The following is a 20,706-nucleotide window of genomic DNA, read 5'->3' on the forward strand; positions in this document are numbered from 1 at the left end:
AAAAATAACCTGACCGGTAGGGTCGATAGTGACTCAGCCATGCAGAAGGTACTGGATGCGATCAGCGAAACAAACACTGATAAAATATAGACATCCTCTGCGACCTCAGCGGTCTCCGCGGTTAATTGTCCATTGAAGCGTATCGCCCGCCAACGCTATTTCCTCGACTACACCCTGCGCTCCCTGTGGCGGCGGCGCTGGAAGTACGCCGCCTTGATCGGCCTTTACAGTGCCATGGTGTTTCTGATCGCGTCGATCCTCTTTTTCAGTGACAGCCTGCGGCACGATGCAGGCACGGTTCTGCAGGACACCCCAGAAGTGGTGGTCCAGCGCATGGTGGCGGGCCGGCATGCGTTGATGCCGGTGGAATACGCCTCCGCCATCAGCCGCCTGCGGGGCGCACGCGATATCCGGCCGCGCCTGTGGGGCTACTACTATCATCCCGCCTCCAAGGCCAACTACACCTTGATGGTCCCCCCGGAATTCGCCCATGGCGACGATGAGATCAAGATCGGCAGCGGGGTCCTGCGCACCTGGGAAGCGGCCCGCAACAACCAGTTGTTCTTCAAGACCTACGAGGGCCAATCTCTGGCCATGACCATTGCCGAGACCTTCAGCGGGGAGACCGACCTGGTGACCGCCGACCTGATTCTTATGTCCGAGTCCGCCTTCCGCCGCATCACCGGCATCCCCAAAGGCTATGCCACCGACCTGGTCGGCCGGATACGCAACCCCAATGAAACCCGGACCGTGGCGGCCAAGATCCTCGAGCGCCTGCCCGACACACGGCCGATCCTCAGGGAGGAGATTCAACGCACCTACGACACCATTTTCGACTGGCGCAGCGGGTATGTGCTGGTGGCCCTCAGCGGCGCGGTGCTGGCCTTTTTTATTTTTGCCTGGGACAAGGCCACCGGCCTGAGTGCGGAGGAACGCGCCGAGATCGGCATCCTCAAGGGCGTCGGCTGGGAGACCGCCGATGTGCTGCGCATGAAGACCTGGGAAGGACTGGTCATCAGCCTGAGTGCGTACAGTCTGGGTATCGTGGCGGCCTACGCGCACGTTTTCCTGGCCTCGGCGCCGCTGTTTGAACATGCCCTCAAAGGCTGGGCGGTACTCTATCCGCACTACCGCCTCAGCCCGGTGGTCAACCTCAATACGCTGGCGGTGCTTTTCTTCTTTACGGTGATGCCCTATACCCTGGTCACCCTGCTGCCCACCTGGCGGGCGGCCATCACCGATCCGGACACCGTCATGCGCCAGTTGTGATCTCAACCCGAGGATGCCGCGCGTGCATCCAAAAGGGCAGGGGAGACGCTGCGACCCCGGGCATTCGCGAAACCGGGCGGAGTTAAGTGCAACCGTGATGATCGAACTCAACCAGATCAGCAAATCCTATCCGCAGGGACGCCGGCAGCGCGTGATTGCCATGCACCCGGTATCGCTCACACTGCCGGGCGGCGGTTTGACCGTCATCAAGGGGCCCAGTGGGTCGGGCAAGACCACCCTGCTGAGTGTCATCGGTTTGATGTGCAGACCCTCCACTGGTCGCATGCATGTCGACGGCCGCGAAACCACCAGCCTGCCGGAAGCGTTTGCCGCCCGGCTGCGCCGGCGCACATTCGGCTTCGTCTTCCAGAACTACAACCTGATCAAGGGGTTCACCGTCCTGGACAACACCATGATCCCGGCCTATCCGGAAGGCGAACCCTTCAGCCGGCTGCGCCGGCGGGCCATGGCGCTGTTGGACCAGTTCTCCCTGGGCGACAAGGCCGATCAGCAGGTGACGGCGCTTTCCGGCGGCGAACTGCAGCGGGTCGCCATCGCCCGGGCTTTGATCAACACGCCCAAGGTGTTGATCGCCGATGAACCCACGGCTCACCTGGACACCGTCCTGGCCGAACGGTTTCTAACCCTCGTGGCGGACCTGGCCGCCGGGGGGTTGACCGTTCTGGTGGCCAGCCACGACGTGCGGGTGTATCAGGCGGCATGCGTGGCGCGCGTACTGGAGATGCGGGACGGGCGGCTGGTGGGCGGTGCGTCGACTTTGCAATAAAAGCGAAAACCAAAAAGATTCTTACCGCTGAGCACGCAGAGGACGCGGAGAGAAGGGTTTTGAAAAAGATAGAGTGTTGGTTGGTCTTAAGAATGAAACCTCAGCGATCTTAGCGGTCTCCGCGGTTAATTGGTCTTACCGCTGAGCGCGCAGAGGACGCAGAGAAAAGATTTAAAAAAAACAGTTATGGGATGTGTGATTCCTGGCCTGAGCGAATACCACCTCAGCGATCTTCGCGGTCTCCGCGGTTAATTGGTCTTACCGCTGAGCGCGCAGAGGACGCAGAGAAAAGATTTAAAAAACAGTTATGGGGTGTGATTCCTGGCCTGAGCGAACACCACCTCAGCGATCTTTGCGGTCTCTGCGGTTAATTGGTCTTACCGCTAAATTACCGGGTGGAAGGTAACCTTTTGATTCTCAATCCGGCCATTATCACCCTGATTGGGGGTTCCTGGCTCATCAGCGCGGTGGTGCTGGTGACGGCGGGACTGGGGGTGCGGATCATCCTGCGCTGGGATCTTGCCAGCACCGGCGGCGAGCAGTTGGCCATGGAGCGTCAGACCTGCCTGATCTCCAGCGTGCTTGCCTACCTGATGTGCTTTGAGCTTTTGTCGCTGTTCCTGTTTGTCTTCACCGCCGACCGTCTGCACTCCCTTTTCACCGGTGCCATGTGCGCGGCCGGGTCCCTCAACGTCAACGCGTTCGGCTACCCGACCCTGGCGCTCAAGCTGTTCAATTTTCTGCTCTGCGGGATCTGGCTGGTGGTCAACCATGTGGACCAGCAGGCCGAGGACTATCCCCTGATTGACTTCAAATACAAATGGCTGGCCCCCATTGCCATGCTGCTGATCCTGGAATCCTTTCTGGTGACGCAGTATTTTCGCAACATGCAGGCCGATGTGATCACCTCCTGCTGCGGTGCGCTGTTCAGCGAGGAGACGGTCAGCGTCGCCGGCGCCATGGCGAGTCTGCCGGCCATTCCCATGATGGTTTTATTTTACCTGAGCATGGCGCTGACGATGCGCACCGGCATCCATTTTCTGGTAACCGGCCGGGCCGCGCGCTGGTTTTCGACCTTCAGCGTTGCCGCCCTGATCGTCTCGCTGGTGGCGATCATCGCATTTATCAGCATCTATATTTATCAGCTGCCGACGCACCACTGCCCCTTCGACATCCTGCAGCGCGAATACGGGTTTATCGGGTATCCCCTCTATCTGACGCTGCTGACCGGCGGCATCTGCGGGGCCGGTGTCGGGGTGCTCGCGCGTTTCCAGCAGATTGATTCCCTGTCTGCCACCATCCCGGCGGTTCAAAAAAAGCTTTGCGCAGCCTGTATGATAGCCTATATTCTTTTTGTTGCGATTTCAGGTTATCCGATAGTGTTTACCGACTTCAGTCTTGAGGGCTATTGACCGCCTGTTGAACCGCGACAGGGAGCGACTTGAAAATCGATTGGCGTTTTTTTACCCGAACTTACCCCCAAGGTTCTATGAAACGATTCCCGCTGATCACCCGACCACGTCGAAACTTTCTTCTGGGCCTGCTGCTGGCAGGTGCACTGTTTTTTCTGGGCTACTGGTCCAGCGGGTGGCGGACCGACTCCCCGCCGGCTGCAGCCACCGCTCCTGACCACGGCCATGCGGATGTGCTCAGTCCGGTTTCGGATTCATCCCAATTGTATGCCTGCGCCATGATGTGCACGCCGCCGCTGGCCGAACCCGGCCGCTGTCCGGTGTGTGGCATGGAATTGATGCCCGTCGAGGGAGGGGTTGATGGGATGGCGCACACCCACCCGGAAGGGGATGCGGATGCGGTCGACCCGGAGAGCGCGCGGATCCGGCTGAGTTCCCAGGCCATGAAGCTGGCCGAAATCCGTCTGGCACCGGTGGTGCGCCAGGCGGCAACGGCGGACATCCGCCTTTTTGGTGAGATCAACTACGACCCGGCCCACATGACCAGGCTGTCGGCGTTCATGCCCGGGGTCATCGATCGCGTCTACGTGAAGCGTGCCGGCCAGTTCGTCCGTTGGGGCGACCCGCTTTTCGACATCTACTCCACGGATCTGCACGACACCCAGAAGCAGCTCATCGAACTGCTGCCCTTCGTACCCAGCTTTCTGGCCTTTCAGAGCGGCCAGCCCCATGTGGCGCAGGAGGTGCCGGTTCAGGACCGTCACCTGGACTCGACCGCGGCGGGGCTTGAGCAGCGCCAGGCGGCCTACCGTAAAATTGCGGCCATCCGCCATAAGCTGAGCATCCTGGGGCTGCCCAAACGGGACATCGACGAGCTGATGAAGGTCGGCGATGCCACCGGCATCGCCACGGTGTACGCCTCCATGTACGGTCAGGTGGTCGAGCAGAACGCCTTTGAAGGCAGCTATGTCAACCGGGGAACGACGATCATCACCCTGGCCGACCCCAAATACGTGTGGGCCCGCCTGGATGCGTACGAGTCTGATTACCCATGGCTGCGTAAAGGCCAGGAGGTGCAATTCGAGACCACGGCCTACCCCGGGGAGCAATTCACCGCCGAACTGGTCTACATCGACCCGGTGTTCAATCCCCAAACCCGAACCTTCCGTGTGGGCGCCCTGCTCTCGGAGCAGGGGGGACGCCTGAAAACCGGCATGCTCATCCGCGCCACCGTGCATGCACGGCTGGATGCCGCTGGGCAGGTGGCCGCCGATGGGCACGCGGGCACCCATGTCAACCCGCTGCTCATACCGGCCACGGCGCCCCTGATCACCGGCCGGCGGGCGGTGGTTTACGCGGCCGTTCCAGGTCAAAGCGGCCTGTTTGAAGGACGGGAGGTCGTTTTGGGTCCCAAGTCCCAGGACCACTATGTGGTTCTCGAGGGCCTTGACGAGGGTGAGTATGTCGTGGCCAACGGTCATTTCAAGATCGACAGCGCCGTCCAGATTCTGGCGCGCAAGAGCATGATGGCCATGCCCGACAATGACCGCGCCGAAGGCTACCACCTCCACGGCGGATCGGAGGCCATGAATGCGGAATATCTGGATGAACGCAATCTCAGCCGCATGCCTCGGGAGTCACAAGACGCCGATCTGACCCCGGGGGGGCATGACGACGGGGACACCTTCGTGCGCAGCCGGCGACCCGAATCGCGGCACGGGCAGTCTGCTGTGCAGCGCCGCCGGCCCGGCAGCTACGGCGATTCGACGCGCCGGTCCACCCGGGCCCTGGGCCAGTAGCAAACAGTTCCGTTGCCTGAAAAAATGTGACCACCATGGATACACAAGTGAATGCAGCCCCCTAGCGATTTGGATCCATCTCGTCCAGCGACCTTGATCGAACATCTCGTCCGCTTTTGCATCCGCAACAAGCTTCCGGTATTTGTGGTTGTGCTGCTGATGGTTGCCGGCGGTCTGCTGGTTGCCCCCTTCGACTGGGATGTCGGGGGGGCGCTGCGCAACCCCGTGCCGGCGGACGCCATCCCCGACATCGGAGAAAAACAGCAGATCGTGTTCACCGACTGGCCCGGTCGCTCCCCTCAGGACGTAGAGGATCAAATCTCCTATCCCCTCACCGTGGCCCTTTTGGGCCTGCCCTCGGTCAAATCGGTGCGCAGCTTTTCCATGTTCGGATTTTCCAGCATTTATGTCATTTTCCAAGATGATGTGGACTTTTACTGGTCACGTACCCGGATTCTGGAAAAACTGAACAGCCTGCCGGCGGAGACGCTTCCGCCGGGAGTTCAGCCGTTATTGGGCCCGGATGCCACGGCCATGGGCCAGGTTTTCTGGTATACGCTGGAGGGCCGCGATGATCAGGGGCAGCCCACCGGCGGATGGGACCTGAATGAGTTGCGCACGATTCAAGACTGGTACGTGCGTCTGGCCTTGACGGGTGTCGACGGGGTCAGTGAGGTGGCCTCGGTGGGCGGCTTCGTCCAGGAATACCAGGTCGACATCGATCCGGACCGCATGCGTGCTTTCGGCGTGTCTTTGTATGACGTGCTCGGCGCAATCCGCCAGGCCAACCTGGATGTGGGCGCCCAGACCATCGAAGTCAACCGTGTGGAGTACCTGATCCGCGGTCTGGGTTTTTTCAAGGGGTTGGAAGACATTGAAAATTCGTTGATCAAAATCAATGCGGGTGTTCCCGTCCTGGTCAAGACAGTTGCCAACGTGGTAATGGGGCCCGCCTCGCGCCAGGGCGCATTGGACAAAGGCGGCGCCGAAGCCGTTGGCGGGGTCGTGGTTGTGCGCTACGGTGAAAACCCCTTGGCGGTCATCCAGAAGGTCAAGCGCAAGATTGAAATGATCTCACCCGGCCTCCCAAGGCGCACCCTGGCGGACGGGAGCCTGTCTCAGGTGACGATTGTTCCCTACTATGATCGAACCGAGCTGATTCAGGAAACCCTGGGCACCCTGGAAAAGGCCCTGATCAGCGAAACCCTGGTGACCATCGTGGTCGTGATCGTGATCCTGCTCGATTTGGGCAGTTCGCTGGTGGTGGCCAGCATGCTGCCCCTCGCGGTCCTGTTTGCCTTTATCGCCATGCGCATTTTCGGCGTGGAGGCCAATATCGTAGCCCTCTCCGGAATTGCTATCGCCCTTGGCACGATTGTGGATATGGGCATTATTCTGACCGAAAATATCCATCGCCGCCTGGCAGCAGCCACCCCATCCCCGGGACGGCTGACGCTGTTGATGTCCGCCTCCCGGGATGTGGGCGGTGCCATGCTGACGGCGGTCGGAACCACGATCATTGGTTTCCTGCCGATCTTCAGCCTCACCGGTGCGGAAGGCAAGCTGTTCAGGCCGCTGGCATTTACCAAGACGTTCACCCTTTCGGCATCGCTGATTCTGGCCCTGGTGGTTATTCCACCGCTGATGCATACCCTGATGAAGTTCCGACAGAACCCGCGCGGCAAGCGCTGGATTTTCTATGAGGGGCTGGTCTATCTGGGTGTTTTGACCATGCTGCTGGTGGATCTGAGCGTCGGCTCGGTACTGGCGATCCTGGGAATTTATTACCTGCTGGACCGATGGATGCCGCAAACACACCGCAAGCAGGCGCTGCTGCTGGTCAAGTTCGTGCTGGTAACGGTCCTGATCCTGATCCTTACGGCACACTGGGCGCCTCTAGGGGCCGAAAAGGGGGGCTGGCGGAACTTTCTTTTTACGGTAGGGCTGGTTGGTGGAATCCTGGGATTGTTCCTCGTGTTTTACCACCGTTACAGAAGTATTCTACAGTGGTGTCTGGCCCATAAATCTGCTTTCCTGGCCCTGCCGGCCGCGCTTTTATTTTGGGGCGGCATGGTGTGGCTGGGGACCGATTTCCTCTGGGGGTGGGTTCCGCGTCTGGTCAAACAGAGCAGCTCCTATCAGTTGGTGCAGCAGCGGTTTCCCGGGTTGGGTAAGGAGTTCATGCCTCCCCTTGATGAGGGATCTTTTCTTCTGATGCCGTCGACCATGCCGCATGCATCCATCGGTGAAGTGCTGGACATCCTGCACAAGCAGGACCGCGCCATCCAGGCGATTCCCGAAGTCGAGACGGCCGTGGGAAAGCTGGGCCGGGCTCAGACGCCCCTGGACCCAGCGCCGCTGTCCATGATCGAGACCTTGATCATCTATCACCCGCAGTACCTGCAGGACGAAAACAACGAGGTGTTGCGGTTTCAGCATGAAGCTGATGAGACCGACTGGATGCGTGACCCTGCCGGCAACCCTTTGCCTGCGCTGGACGGTCAACCCTATCGTGTCCGGGGGCGCTACATCCGCGATGAACGCGGCCGCCTGATTCCCGATCCCAAGGGGCAGCCCTTTCGTTTGTGGCGGCCGGCCGTAGATTCCTCCCTCAATCCGGGAAGGGACCCCTGGAGCGGCATTGGCAGCGCAGCGGACATCTGGGATGTGATTACCCAGGCGGCGCGCATGCCGGGAACAACCACAGCGGCCAGACTGCAACCCATCTCTGCACGCATGGTCATGCTGCAAAGCGGCATCCGCGCCAGTATGGGCGTCAAAGTCTTTGGCCCGGATTTACCCACGATTCAAGAGGCATCCCTGCAGATCGAGCGTTTTCTCAGACAAGTGCCGTCGATCAGACCCCAGACCGTGATTGCCGATCGCGTCATCGGTAAACCGTATATCGAAATCGAGGTGGATCGGCAGGCCATCGCCCAATACGGGATCAGGCTGCAAACCGTGATGGATGTCATCGAATTCGCCATCGGCGGGCGTCAGGTGACGACAACCGTGGAGGGCCGGGAGCGCTATCCGGTAAGGGTGCGCTATATCCGTGAATTGCGGGATGATCTCGAGTCTCTGGGAGGGGTTTTGGTTCCACTGCCCGACGGGTCCCAACTTCCCCTGCGACAGTTGGCGGACATTGCCTACGTCAAGGGGCCCCAGGTGATTAAGGGTGAGGATACCTTCCTGATCGGTTATGTCCTGTTCGACGGCCATGCGGGCGCCGCCGAGACCAGCGTGGTCGACGATGCCGACGCTTACCTTAAAGACAAACTGGCCACCGGGGCGATGTCGCTCCCGGCCGGCGTCAGTTACGCATTCACGGGCACATATGAAAACCAGGTGCGATCCGAAAAGCGGCTGCAGGTTATTCTGCCAGCCACCCTGGTCATCATTTTCCTGATCCTGTACATGCAGTTTAAATCGACGCTGGTCACGGGGATTGTTTTTTCAGGGATCGCGGTTGCCTGGTCGGGCGGTTTTGCGCTTCTGTGGCTGTATGCACAACCCTGGTTTTTAGACTTCAGCGTATTCGGCACAGCCATGCGCGACCTTTTCCAGGTGCATCCAATCCACCTGAGTGTCGCCGTCTGGGTAGGCTTTCTCGCCCTCTTCGGTATCGCTTCGGACGACGGCGTGGTAATGGCCACCTACCTGGAAGATCAGTTTGCCGCTAAACAGCCGCAATCCATGACCGAAATTCGGGACATGGTCATCGCGTCCGGTCTGCGGCGCGTACGTCCCTGCGTGATGACCACCGCCACCACGCTGCTGGCATTGATTCCCGTATTGACCTCCACCGGGCGCGGTTCAGACATCATGGTTCCCATGGCCATACCGGCATTCGGCGGGATGCTCTTCGAGGTGATGACCATGCTGGTGGTACCGGTGCTTTACTGCTGGAGGAAGGAATCCGAATTCAGCCGCCGAACGGGCAGCAAGGCGGTTTGAACCACCAGGGGGGTTTTGTGGGCGTCCTTCTGTGCGGTGCGATGATTGCCAGATCGGCCCAAGACTACTGCGGGGCTGCGGTCGGCTTGCCCAAGGGGGTATCCGCATCCGCTGCCGTCCGCTGGGGGGTTGATGCATGCGGGGTTTCTGGGTTTTGCGCGGCTTTTGATTCCGCGTTTGCGTCAGGAGCGGTACCCGGCCCCAGGCAGCGTTTCTCTCCCAGCACCTGCAGCCATCCCATGTTGCGTGTGATCCGGTCGTTATAGCCTTCATTTATCAAGAAATTTTCCGGGCAGGATGGTTTGGCTTTTTCATAGATGCTCAGAAACAGGGCCGCATTTTCAGCGCAGGCACACGAATCGCCCTGGATCGAGTAGTACCGCGCACGGAGAAATGCAGCCCTCAGATTTTCAAGGGTTGCCTCGCAATTTTTTTTCTGCGCGTCATCCCTCCATTTCACCGGTTTAACAGGGGCCGTCGGCGCCTTTTTTGAATCCGGCGAAGGTTGGCGAATAAGCCAGCGTCGATCCTTATCAATCAAGGTTGGCTGCGTTTGCCCCGGGCTGGATGATTTGGCATCGGTCTGGACGGGTTTGGCCGGCTGAAGGCCTTGATCGGCAACGGGTGGCTCGGCGCGCTCATCCCCTCCCGATGCGGGGGCGGCTTGGATTAGGGGTTGAACTTGCGGCGCTGATTGTGTTTTTTCGGGCGCAACTTCCCTTGGCTGCGCCGGCGGTTCCTGATCATCCGCCTGGATGAACACCGGGGATAAGACCCAAACCAGCAAAGCCACCGATACAAATCGAAAAATCATGGTGCTACCTCGTGCTGCCGCAGGACAGTCGCAAATGACAGATTAAACGGTGCCCAATAGGAAAAACAGTAATACACGCGGCCCGATTATCAATGGCCGCGGATGAACGGTGCGGGTGAAAAGGGCGCCCATCCCCTGACGATGTCAGTTCTCCAGGGGATTGTCGTCAATGCCCCGGCTCGGCTCGATCCATTCCCCTGTGCGACGGTCAGTGGCGCTGCGATATCTGTCGGCAGCCCTCCGGTCGGGGATATGGCAATGATATAAATACCGCCGGCGTTCGATTCCGGTTCGTCTTTCCAGACAGAATATTTTGTAGGTCTTTTTCATTGCACCCAATGCAACTGGAAGTAGGTTAGACGCTTAGAATAGCAATCAGAAATGATGCGTCAAGTCATTTTCTCTTCAGCAAGGACGGCTTCATGCCGGCCCGACCCGGCGGGTGCAATGGGGGTTCTTGCCCGGACAGGGTTGGTGGCTCATGGTTTTAACAGCAAGGGCATCGTTTTCACATCGCGGTTGAGGTAGATGGGGCAGCTTTCACAATCTTTGATTCCACTGTGGTGGGTTGCATGTTTGGCAACTTCGTAGCAGGGAATCCGGAAATCGCTGTAGGATGCACAGACCTCTTTCCCGTTGCAATTGAAGATCACCCAGCACGGGGCCGAGGCCAGAAAAAACCTCAGGCAGGCCACCGTGAAACCGTGCGCATGGATCAGTTCCTTGATGCGCTGAATCTGGTTGATGTCTGCTTCGGAATAGCGCCGGTTGTTGGTCCGCGGTTCACGGGCAGGCTTGATCAGCCCGCCCTTTTCATATTCCCGAATCCGCTTTTGGGACAGCGCCACCCGGCGGGATACGTCGTTGATCAGGTAGGTGACCTCCCCCTTGTCTTCTGAATCCATCAGCTGTCCCTTTTTTTGTGCGGGTTGGCGGTGGTGAGAACTGGATTTGAACGACCGCCTTATAGCATGAATGCGATCGTTTCACAATTTTTTGCACGTTAAGTGTGCACTTTTTGAGGGCAAGTGTAAAATTCCTGTCTCGCATGTGACCGCCGCAATTTAGCCAGTCCACGTCGTTATGCCGCCGCAATTAAAAAATAAAATTATTATTTCAATGTTTTAGGATTTAAATCCTACTTTTTTCCCGGCCACGACCAGGAATGTTGATGCTATCTGGTACATATTATGTATATAAGCTAGAAGTGGTAGATTCGCCGGTCGATTTTCCTTTTGGCCCGCAAGAATTTCGCTCTGCCGGCACCGATATAAAAGCGCTTGGGATCCACATGGACAACCGGAGGAAGAAAATGGCTGACAAAAATGGCAATGGTAGGCTAATCATCGCATCAATTGCGGCATGTCTGATTCTCAGCGTATCGACGGCATGGGCTGATGCAGATACCGATGGCGACGGCGTGCCGGATGCCTCTGACAACTGCATCATGAGTGCCAATCCAGACCAAAGGGATAGCGATGGCGATGGGTTCGGCAACCGATGCGACCCGGATCTAAACAATGACGGCAGCGTCAACCTGATAGATTTCGGCATGTTCGGAGCTGCTTATGGCACCAGTGACCCCGATGCAGACTTAAACGGCAGCGGCAAGGTTGATCTCGCTGACTTTTCCATATTTGGAAGCTTCTACGGGGCATCCCCCGGGCCTTCGGGTGGTGGCGTCGGCAGCGATCCCCATGCCAGTCTCACCTATGGCGCCTATCCGGGCAACTGCCTTGCCTGCCATGCCGAACAGGCCGACGAGATGTTGCAGACCACCCATTACCAGTGGCTGGGCGAGGCCCCGGACATGGTTAATGGCGTGGGCCAACGACAGGGCAAGCTGACCAATGCGGTCAACAGCTACTGCATCAACATCGAAGGCGACTGGCCGGTTTGCGGCAGCTGTCACGTGGGTCGCGGCCAGCGTCCTGACGAAGCGGGCGACGATCGGGAAAATGTCGATTGCCTGGTGTGTCACAACGACGACTATGCCGCCCAGCGCGCCCGCCTTCCCGATGGTTCCATGGGGGTCGCCCAACCGGATGACGGCATGGTGCGAAACGTCCATCGGCCCACCCGGGCCAATTGCCTGGCCTGCCATGCGACGGCCGGCGGTGGCGACGGGGTCAAGCGCGGCGATCTCTCCAGGGCCACCGTCACCAATGCCGATCGAAACTTTGACGTGCACATGAACGGCAGCGGCGCCAATCTGGAGTGCCAGTCCTGCCATGTGTTCGACAAGCACAAGGTGATCGGCAAAGGCTCGGACCTGCGCCCCACAGACGATTTGGCCCGGGGATCTGAAGTCAGCTGCCTGACCTGCCACGCCGACAAGAATTCCCCCAAGGGCCATGACACGGCCAAGATCAACGATCACGTGGCCCGGGTGGCCTGCCAGACCTGCCACATCCCGGTGTATGCCAAAGTGGCTACGGAAACCTACCGGGACTGGCGAATCCATCACGACGGAAGTCCTGCTGATGCCACAGCGGTAGCCGGCCACCCCTACACGGAAAAGGCTGCCAACCTGACCCCAACATACCGATTCTGGAATCGCAAGAGCGACAACGCGCTGTTGGGTGATGACGCCAGCCGCGCCTACAATGGGGACACCGATACCTGGCCGACCTCAACACCGTTGGGATCCGTCACCAGCGGCAAGCTCTATCCGTTTAAATACAAGACCGCCATGCAGCCTGTTACCCGGGCCGACCATCGCCTGATCGCCCTGAACACCTTTGAATACCTCAAGGGTACGGGAGACGTGGATACGGCAATCCAGCTGGGGTTGACGGCCATGGGTTATCCGGCCAACGAGCCCTATGACTGGGTGCTGACCGACACCCACGGGATGCTCAATCACGGGATCAGCCCGGCTTCAGATGCGCTGTCGTGTACGGACTGCCACGGCCGCATCGACCGCATGGATCTGCAGGGCGATCTGGGATACCAGCTCAAGGCGGAAAAGTCGACCGTATGCTCCCAGTGCCATGGCCAGAAGGAGAACAAAAGCTTTGCGGTGATCCACGACAAGCACGTCAAGGACAAAAAATATGACTGCAGCAGCTGCCACACCTTCTCCAGGCCCGAACGGTAATGGATCGACGATGGCAAAGCGCCGGTATCGCCGATAAAATGCGATGCCGGCGTAGACGCCCGACTGACAATCTTTAACCCGAACAGAGGTACCAGAGGAATAAATGAGCCGTTCAAGGATCCACCTGATTCCGGTCCTGGCCCTTTTCTTTTTGATGGCATCAACCGTTGCGGTCCACGCCTGGTCATTCATGAGCGGCAAATATTCAGCACCTTTCAACCAGTGCATGACCTGCCACATTTCCAACGCCAACCTGGCCATGAACCCCTACGGCGACGATTTCATGGACCCCACCCATCAGGCCAAGTACGCCCAAAAACACCCAGACATTCCGGTCACGGGCGACTGCAACAACTGCCACAGCGGCAAGGGCTATCCCATCGTGCGCAGCGGCCTGGACAGCATGGATTCGGACCTTGATCTGTTCTCCAACCAAGCTGAGTTTGCCGCCGGAACCTTTCCCGGGGATGCCACCGACTTTCCGCTGGATGCCAGCGCCCCCACGGTCACGGCCTTCAGCCTGCCGGCTGTCTCCAGCACCCTTACCGTTGCCGTTACGCGCTTCACGGCCAGCGATGATGTCGCTGTCACCGGTTATCTGCTCAATGAGTCCGGCGTGGATCCACCAGCCGACGATGCCGGCTGGCAGGTCACCGCGCCCACCCGCTACACCTTCTTTGCGGCAGGAGTCAACACCCTCTACGCCTGGGCCAAGGATGCGGCCGGCAACGTTTCCGCCGCGGCCAGCGCCCAGGTGGACACCACCCCCAGCCAGGACCGGGTGAACGAACCGCCCGTGGCATCGGCAGGGCCGGATCAGGCAGTCGTCGAAGGAGAAACCGTTATCATCAACGGCGGTGGCTCCAGCGACGACCTGGGAATTTTTAACTATGCCTGGCTGCAGCTGGACGGTCCCGGCGGTTCGGCCATCGACGCCACCGATCCGGCAGCGGTGGTGATTTCCGACCCCTTTGACGTTCAAATCAGCTTCGTCACCCCTCCGGTGGGGGTCAACGGGGCCACATTGACGTTTCAATTGACCGTGACCGATGGTGACGGCGCCCAGGGCGGCACCGAAATACGCGTTACCGTGGACGACAACGGCATCACCGCTTTCGACGGCATGCCAGGCGTCGTCTCGACATACGCGGCCGGTGGTCAGCCCATTGGTATCGGCAACACGGGTGCCAATGCCTGTACGCGGGTGGTTCCGCTGGGGGCCCAGGATGTGGGCGGCGGATCGCAGCAGCCCAATGACCCGCTCTACGGATTTTTGGATTTCGAACTGAGGGTGATCGATCCGGCCGGCCCATCGGTCACGATTTACTTGCCGTCTCCCGCGCCGGCCGGTTACAAATGGTACAAGTACACCGATGCCGCAGGCTGGTTCGATTTCAGCCGGGATCTGATCGGCGACGGTTCCGGCGACGGCGCCGTCTTCAATGCCGACCGCACGCAAGTGACCATCTATATTACGGACAACGGTGACTTTGACGACGACCCAACCCCCCAGGTGATCAGCGATCCGGGTGGACTTGCCGCGGGCCTGTCATCCTCCATATCCGTGGGTTCCAACAACTTCGGCAGCAGTGGCGGCGGCTGTTTCATCAACGCCGCCACGGCGGCTATCGAATGGCTCCGCTTTTTTAAATCCATGGCAGCGCCCCTCTTTGTGTTCCTTGCCGCAGGGGGGTTTATTTTGCTGGTAAGGAGACAGATGGAATGAAGACACGGCTGCTGACGTTGTTCTGCATGGCTGCGGCCACCTTGCTGATCCGGACAACGGATTCGGCCCGGGCTGCCGATGAACAGTACGTGAGCTCCGAGACCTGCATGGCGTGTCACGAAGATTACTTCGACAGTTATCAGAAAAACCGCCACAGCATTGCCGCCGACCCGCGCACCCCTGAGGCTCAAATGGGCTGCGAGTCCTGCCATGGACCCGGATCCGAGCATGTGGATGCGGACGGCGAAGGCGGCATCCTTTCTCTCAAAGCCGATTCGGCGGACGGCCCGGTGGTCAACAACGCCGCCTGCCTGCAGTGTCATTCCAAGGGTGGCCAGGCGCTGTGGCACGGCAGCGAGCATGAGGGGCGCAGCCTCTCTTGCACCAGCTGCCACAGCACCCACAAGAACAACGCCCAAAACCTTGCCTATGCAAGCCAGGAAGAGACCTGCCGGCAGTGCCACAAGCCTGTCCGGGCCGAATTGATGCGCCAGTCCCACCATCCCATCCGTGAGGGCAAGATGCGCTGTTCGGACTGTCACAATGCCCACGGGACCATTGCCGACAAGCTGGTTGACGCCCAATCCGTCAACACCAAGTGTTTTGAATGTCATGCGGATCTCAGGGGGCCGTTCTTGTGGGAGCACCCGCCGGTGGTGGAAGCGTGCCTGAGCTGCCATACCCCCCATGGCTCTTCTCGCAATGCGCTGTTGAACGCCAAGACGCCGTACCTGTGCCAGCGTTGCCATTCCAATGCCTCCCATCCCGGTGGACTGGGCGCACGCAGCAGCGCGGATGCCGGAGAATCGGTTTATCGGGTGCTCAATAACCGCGTTTTCTATCGGGACTGTCTGAACTGCCACGTGGCCATCCACGGCACGAACCATCCATCCGGAAAGAGCCTGGTGCGCTGATGAATGCGTACGGCGCCGGGCAGAGGAAGGAGCCAATCATGAGCAGTGATCTTTCCAGGAGACACCGTGTCGGGGTCGTTCTTCTGATGGTCAGTCTGCTGGCCCTGCCGCCGTCGGCCCTGGCCGCCGGCGCTGTGATCAACAACGTGCGCGAAGGCCTGCACCCGGGGTATACGCGCATTGTCTTTGACTGCAGCGGTGCAAGGCCCGCGCGCATCGGACCGGTTCAATCCGGCTATATCGCCTTGTACGACGCAGGCCTGGCCGTAACCCCGGTGCTTGGGCAGATCTCCGACCAACTGCACGGCGCGGTGGACCGGATCGAAAGGCACCAGGTAAACGACCAAACTGAAATTCGTTTGATGTTCAAGGCGCCGGGCGCCCGTGTCCAACCCCTGTTGATCGCCTCGGATACCCGTCCAGAGCAGGATTACCGGCTTGTGCTGGACATCTATGCCGAACCATCGACCGCCAGGGCCGCTTTAGCCCAAGCGCCGGCAGTGGCGCCGTCACCGCCGGCGGCGCGGGCGGAAGCGTCCATTGGGGCCGCTTCTGCGGCAGCGGCGGCCGTCGCGCCGGTGATGGCGGCGGCATCTGAACCCCTTGAAGCGCAGGACCCTGGCGCGCCCGCTGCGGCAGTCGAATCGACCCAACGGGAACCGCAAGCGGAATCGGCGTCGGAAGCGGCCACAGACGAATCCACGCTGGTGGTTTCCGCCGAGGCCAGCCTGATCCTGCGTTCGGCCGACGGAGAGGACGAATCCGCCAGGTTTGAAGAATATCGGGATATTACTGCTCCGGTTGCGGGCGATGCGGCCATCGAGGTCGAAAAGGGCAGAGACTACTACCTGCGCGGCAAGGCGGTCGGGATCGGCCAGGATGACCAGCTGGTGGGCGCCGAAGGAGGCCGCTACGGCAAATTCGGCATCGATGCCACCTGGGACAACCTTGTCCATCGCTATGCGTACGATGCCCGGACCCTCTATTCCGGCATCGGTTCGGGATATATGGCCCTCGACGACAACCTGCAGGCCGATATCCAGTCGGCGCCCAACGGCGTCGAGGTGGCCAACCGGCTCAACGGCTACATGGCCAGTGCCGTTGCCGGAGATCCCGAAACCACGCGCGACAAGCGCAAACTGGGTTTCGACCTGCTGGCATGGGATCCTTTTACGTTGCGGGTCGATCTGGCCAACGAAGCGCGTGAAGGCACCCGACCCTTTGCCGGGGCATTCAACAACGCCGAGATGGTCGAGCTTTTCGAACCGGTCGATTACGACACCACGGACTTCAAAATTTCGGGCGAGTACGCCCAGGCCCCCTTTCTTCTGAACATCGCCTACCAGTATTCCCGTTTTGAAAACAATCAGGACACGCTGCGTTTTGACAACCCGTTGCGGGCAGCCGATGACCCCGTCGCCGGCGCTTCCTCCGGGACCATCGACCTGGCGCCGGACAACCAGTATCATAATCTGGCCGTCAACGGTGCGCTGACCCAACTGCCCTGGCGCAGCCAGATCACGGCCAGCGCCGCCTGGGGCCGCACGACCCAGGACGATGCGCTGGCGCCGTTCACCGGCAATACCGCCATCGCCGCACCCGCGCTGCCGGCCGAGCGGGTGGATGCCCGGGTGAACACATCGCTCTACAATTTCCGGTTCACTTCAAGGCCGTTGGCCTTCATGCGCGTCGCGGGCAATCTGCGCTACTACGACTATGACAATCAGACCGGTGTGATCGATTTCCCCGACGGTTATGTCGAAACCGATGAATCCCTTGTCTCGACGGCTATCCGCAATCTGCCCACCAGCTACACCAAGACCCAGGCCGGGGCGGATGTGGGGTTTGACGTGTTCACGCGCTCCAACCTGAACCTGGGCTACGCATATATCAAAACCGAACGCGACAACCGCGAGGTCGCCGAACAGGAAGACCACATCGTCAAGGCGTCGCTGGATACCCGCGCCCTGGACTGGCTGGACATCCGCACCGCCTACGAACGCACCCGGCGGGACATCGGGGAGTACCGCTACGACGCCTATCTTGACAGTGGCGACGATCTCGATCAGCTCCCGCAACTGAGAAAATACGATCAGGCCGACTTGACGCGCGACTGGATTCAGTTCATGGCCACGGTCTACCCAGCGGATGCCCTGGCCGTGAGCGGTTCGGTGGCCTATGGCACCGATGACTTCGACGACTCGCCCTATGGCCTGATCGCGGACGATCGCTATGTATTTTCACTCGATACGGACTATGCGCTGGGCGAACGGCTGACACTGAACCTTTTCTACACCCACGAAATATATGAGAGCGAACAGCGCGGTCGCCAGAATAATGGGCCGGGTACCGGCTTCGACTGGAACGCAAAGGGCCAGGATCTGGTCGATACGATCGGCGGCGGGTTGAAGCTGAAATTGATTCCCGAGTTTCTGGACCTGGATCTGGTTTATGCTTTCAGCGAGGTTGACGGCAATCTTGAATTCGCCAGCCCGTCCAGATCGTTCGCCGATTTTTCGGCTGTCGACGACGCCAAAACCCATATGCTCAACACCAAGCTTATCTACCACAACACCGCTTTGAACGTCGATGTCACCCTTGGCTATCTGTGGGAAAAATTCGATTATGCAGATTTTGCCGCCGACGGTTTTGCCTACGTTCCCGTGGACACGGCCGGCGCTTACCAGGGTGCCCTGATTTCCGGGACGCTGCCCCAGGATTATGACGCCCATGTGATCTACACCAAGATTACCTTCCGCTACAACTGAGAACATCCATCCATTCCCTGCGCACCAATGCCGCAGTCGCAAAGGCTGCGAAACTGGTGCGTCGCTGCTTAAATACCGGCCTGCCGCAGTATTTTCTGGGTTGTTCCCGTTGCCTCAGTCATGCCATTTCGATCGAAATCAGACGGTCTTCAGCCGTCGGTGACCCTGCCGGAAATGCATATACAAAATAATGTATACAACAAATTGCACCCAGGTGTGCAGTTATGGTCCTGCGGCAGGTTGTTGTTCTTCCGGAAACTGTTAAAACCATTGAAATTATGATTAAAATATATCTGGTACGAAGGTTGCTTTTACTGCTCATGAAACCACCAGTAGCGCGCTGGCAGCATGAAACCCATTAACCCGAAAATGAAGCCGGACCGGTCGTTCCATTGCCCCGGAAAGGCAGCCCATTTTCGGAGATATCCCTGCGATTTTTAAATTTGAAACAATGTTGATGGTTCCGTAAAAAGTCGAAATTTCAGGTTTATTGTCATCCTCGCGAAGGCGGGGATCCATAAGATTCAGATAGTTATAGACTCCCGCCTCCGCAGGAGTGACACTGTTTGTGACTTTTTACGGGTTCATCAATGTTCATCGACCCATTCATAAGAAGGGTCGGAAAGGTTTTTAAAATGAAAAATAAGTACACATTGGGCCTGATCGTCGGTCTTCTTTGCATCGCTTTTTCGGGCAATGCGTTTGCCAAACCGGCATTTGGTACCAACTGCGGATCATGCCACGGGGTGCCAGTGGTCACCAATTTTCAACTCCCATCGGTTCATGATTCAACTACCGTGCCCGTTGACAGTTTTATGGCCACGGATTCTGACCAATATAACCAGGCCAGTGTGAATGGTTATCTGCTGACCACCTCGGCCGCAGCGCCCAGCTCAAGCGATGCCGGCTGGCAGTCTTCACCGCCCAGTCAGTATACATTCACTGCAGATGGGCTGCAGACACTTTATGCGTGGGCCAAAGACACCCTTGGCGGCGTATCCGCCGCCGTTTCTGATGTGGTCAACATCATGATTCCGGTTCCCAATGTACCTCCGGTGGCCGATGCCGGACCGGACCAATCCGTGGAGGAGGGGATTACCGTCAGCCTGAACGGCTCAAACTCGGATGACAGCGATGACGGCATCGCCAGCTATTTCTGGGAGCAGATCGACGGACCGGTTGACGTGGCCATCTCTGCGCCGAATGCGGTAAATCCGACATTTGACACGCCGGATGTGGGGCCTGGCGGCGCGGCGTTGACCTTCCGCCTGACCGTGGCCGATGGAACCGGGGCGATGGACACGGACACGGCCATCGTGAACGTTTCCTGGGTCAACATTGAACCGGTGGCCGACGCCGGTGCAGATCAAACCGTTGCCGAAGGGATCCAGGTCACCTTGGACGGCGCTGCCTCCAACGGCGTTGACGACGGCATCGCGACCTATTCCTGGGATCAGGTGGACATCGGTGGCGTTATTGCCGTCCTGTCCGACCCCAATGCGCCCAATCCGCTATTTTCAATCACCGATGTCGGTGCCAATGGGGAATCGCTGACCTTCGAGTTGACGGTCACCGACGAAGGCGGGTTGGCGGCCACCGATCGCTGTGTGGTCAACGTAACCAACATCAACCAGATTCCGGTGGCCGATGCCGGTGCCGATCAGACGGTTGCGGCCGGCGACGAGGTGGTTCTGGACGCATCCGGTTCCTACGATCCGGACGCCGACATCGATCCCGACAACGGCTTCACCTGGAAGCAGACTGCCGGTACGGCGGTCACGCTCTCGGCAGCGGGCGCCATCAAGCCGACGTTTACCGCTCCGGCAGTACCCGATGGCAGCAGTGCAACCCTGGTGTTTGAATTGACCCTGACGGACAGCGGCCTGCTCAGGGCCACGGATATCTGTGAGGTTCATGTGGATGGCGCAACCCCGCCGGTCGTCGAGGAACCCCCGGTTGTCGAGGAACCCCCGGTAGTCGAAGCGCAGCCGGTAGTCGAAGCGCCCCCGGTGGTTGAAGAACCGCCGGTTGTTGAAGCGCCCCCCGTGGACGAAGCGCCCCCGGTAGTCGAAGAGCCGCCTTCAGCGGAACTGAGGAAAGAATACCGACGGCTTGCAAAAGAGAATTTCGACATCTCGAAAATGCTGGAAAAACAGAGTA

General features: G+C 59.3%; 12 protein-coding genes. 10 read left to right on the plus strand and 2 right to left on the minus strand.

What is annotated here, in order from left to right; genetic code table 11:
* Positions 1–132 precede the first annotated feature (132 nt).
* From R6V78_RS20320 to R6V78_RS20340, 5 genes are all read left to right on the plus strand, one after another.
* Entirely contained in the window at positions 133–1,269 is a 1,137-nt protein-coding gene (locus tag R6V78_RS20320) for an ABC transporter permease (RefSeq protein WP_410291221.1), read from the plus strand.
* Positions 1,270–1,291: 22 nt separating this feature from the next.
* The gene (locus R6V78_RS20325) at positions 1,292–2,056 is read left to right on the plus strand and encodes an ABC transporter ATP-binding protein (RefSeq protein ID WP_410291222.1); all 765 of its coding nucleotides are present in this window, start codon (positions 1,292–1,294) and stop codon (positions 2,054–2,056) included.
* 410 nt (positions 2,057–2,466) lie between these two features.
* Positions 2,467–3,468, plus strand: a complete 1,002-nt coding sequence (locus tag R6V78_RS20330) for a hypothetical protein (RefSeq protein WP_410291223.1) — start codon at positions 2,467–2,469, stop codon at positions 3,466–3,468.
* Between the two features lie 77 nt (positions 3,469–3,545).
* Complete coding sequence (locus R6V78_RS20335) at positions 3,546–5,267, plus strand: efflux RND transporter periplasmic adaptor subunit (RefSeq protein ID WP_410291224.1); 1,722 nt, start codon at positions 3,546–3,548, stop codon at positions 5,265–5,267.
* A 51-nt stretch (positions 5,268–5,318) separates the two neighbouring features.
* Complete coding sequence (locus R6V78_RS20340; RefSeq protein WP_410291225.1) at positions 5,319–9,224, plus strand: efflux RND transporter permease subunit; 3,906 nt, start codon at positions 5,319–5,321, stop codon at positions 9,222–9,224.
* Between the two features lie 64 nt (positions 9,225–9,288).
* Here the strand turns inward: R6V78_RS20340 and R6V78_RS20345 are convergent, their stop codons facing one another.
* Together R6V78_RS20345 and R6V78_RS20350 are read right to left on the minus strand one after the other, a co-directional pair.
* On the minus strand, positions 9,289–9,684 hold the full coding sequence (locus R6V78_RS20345; protein WP_410291226.1) for a hypothetical protein: 396 nt from the start codon (positions 9,682–9,684) through the stop codon (positions 9,289–9,291).
* 833 nt (positions 9,685–10,517) lie between these two features.
* Entirely contained in the window at positions 10,518–10,943 is a 426-nt protein-coding gene (locus tag R6V78_RS20350) for a MerR family transcriptional regulator (protein WP_410291227.1), read from the minus strand.
* A gap of 407 nt (positions 10,944–11,350) precedes the next feature.
* Here R6V78_RS20350 and R6V78_RS20355 point away from each other — a divergent pair, with 407 nt between their 5' ends.
* From R6V78_RS20355 to R6V78_RS20375, 5 genes are all read left to right on the plus strand, one after another.
* A complete protein-coding gene (locus tag R6V78_RS20355) occupies positions 11,351–13,138 on the plus strand; it encodes a thrombospondin type 3 repeat-containing protein (RefSeq protein WP_410291228.1) in 1,788 nt (595 codons plus the stop codon).
* Between the two features lie 103 nt (positions 13,139–13,241).
* Positions 13,242–14,864 (plus strand): choice-of-anchor U domain-containing protein, encoded by a 1,623-nt coding sequence (locus tag R6V78_RS20360; RefSeq protein WP_410291229.1) that lies wholly within the window; start codon positions 13,242–13,244, stop codon positions 14,862–14,864.
* Entirely contained in the window at positions 14,861–15,778 is a 918-nt protein-coding gene (locus R6V78_RS20365) for a DmsE family decaheme c-type cytochrome (protein ID WP_410291230.1), read from the plus strand. The genes R6V78_RS20360 and R6V78_RS20365 overlap by 4 nt, the downstream gene beginning before the upstream one ends.
* 38 nt (positions 15,779–15,816) lie before the next feature.
* Entirely contained in the window at positions 15,817–18,546 is a 2,730-nt protein-coding gene (locus R6V78_RS20370; protein WP_410291231.1) for an MtrB/PioB family decaheme-associated outer membrane protein, read from the plus strand.
* 635 nt (positions 18,547–19,181) lie between these two features.
* The coding region (locus tag R6V78_RS20375) for a PKD domain-containing protein (RefSeq protein WP_410291232.1) at positions 19,182–20,706 on the plus strand (1,525 nt) is incomplete at its 3' end.

Origin of the sequence: Desulfosarcina sp. (genome assembly GCF_046496365.1) — a bacterium.
Classification (GTDB): Bacteria; Desulfobacterota; Desulfobacteria; order Desulfobacterales; family Desulfosarcinaceae; genus Desulfosarcina.

Excerpts from the sequence above, each read along its gene's own strand:
- R6V78_RS20360 (WP_410291229.1), top strand. The coding sequence starts at position 13,242 with ATGAGCCGTTCAAGGATCCACCTGATTCCGGTCCTGGCCCTTTTCTTT.
- R6V78_RS20370 (WP_410291231.1), top strand. The coding sequence starts at position 15,817 with ATGAGCAGTGATCTTTCCAGGAGACACCGTGTCGGGGTCGTTCTTCTG.
- R6V78_RS20350 (WP_410291227.1), bottom strand. The coding sequence starts at position 10,943 with ATGGATTCAGAAGACAAGGGGGAGGTCACCTACCTGATCAACGACGTA.
- R6V78_RS20365 (WP_410291230.1), top strand. The coding sequence starts at position 14,861 with ATGAAGACACGGCTGCTGACGTTGTTCTGCATGGCTGCGGCCACCTTG.
- R6V78_RS20340 (WP_410291225.1), top strand. The coding sequence starts at position 5,319 with ATGCAGCCCCCTAGCGATTTGGATCCATCTCGTCCAGCGACCTTGATC.
- R6V78_RS20355 (WP_410291228.1), top strand. The coding sequence starts at position 11,351 with ATGGCTGACAAAAATGGCAATGGTAGGCTAATCATCGCATCAATTGCG.
- R6V78_RS20335 (WP_410291224.1), top strand. The coding sequence starts at position 3,546 with ATGAAACGATTCCCGCTGATCACCCGACCACGTCGAAACTTTCTTCTG.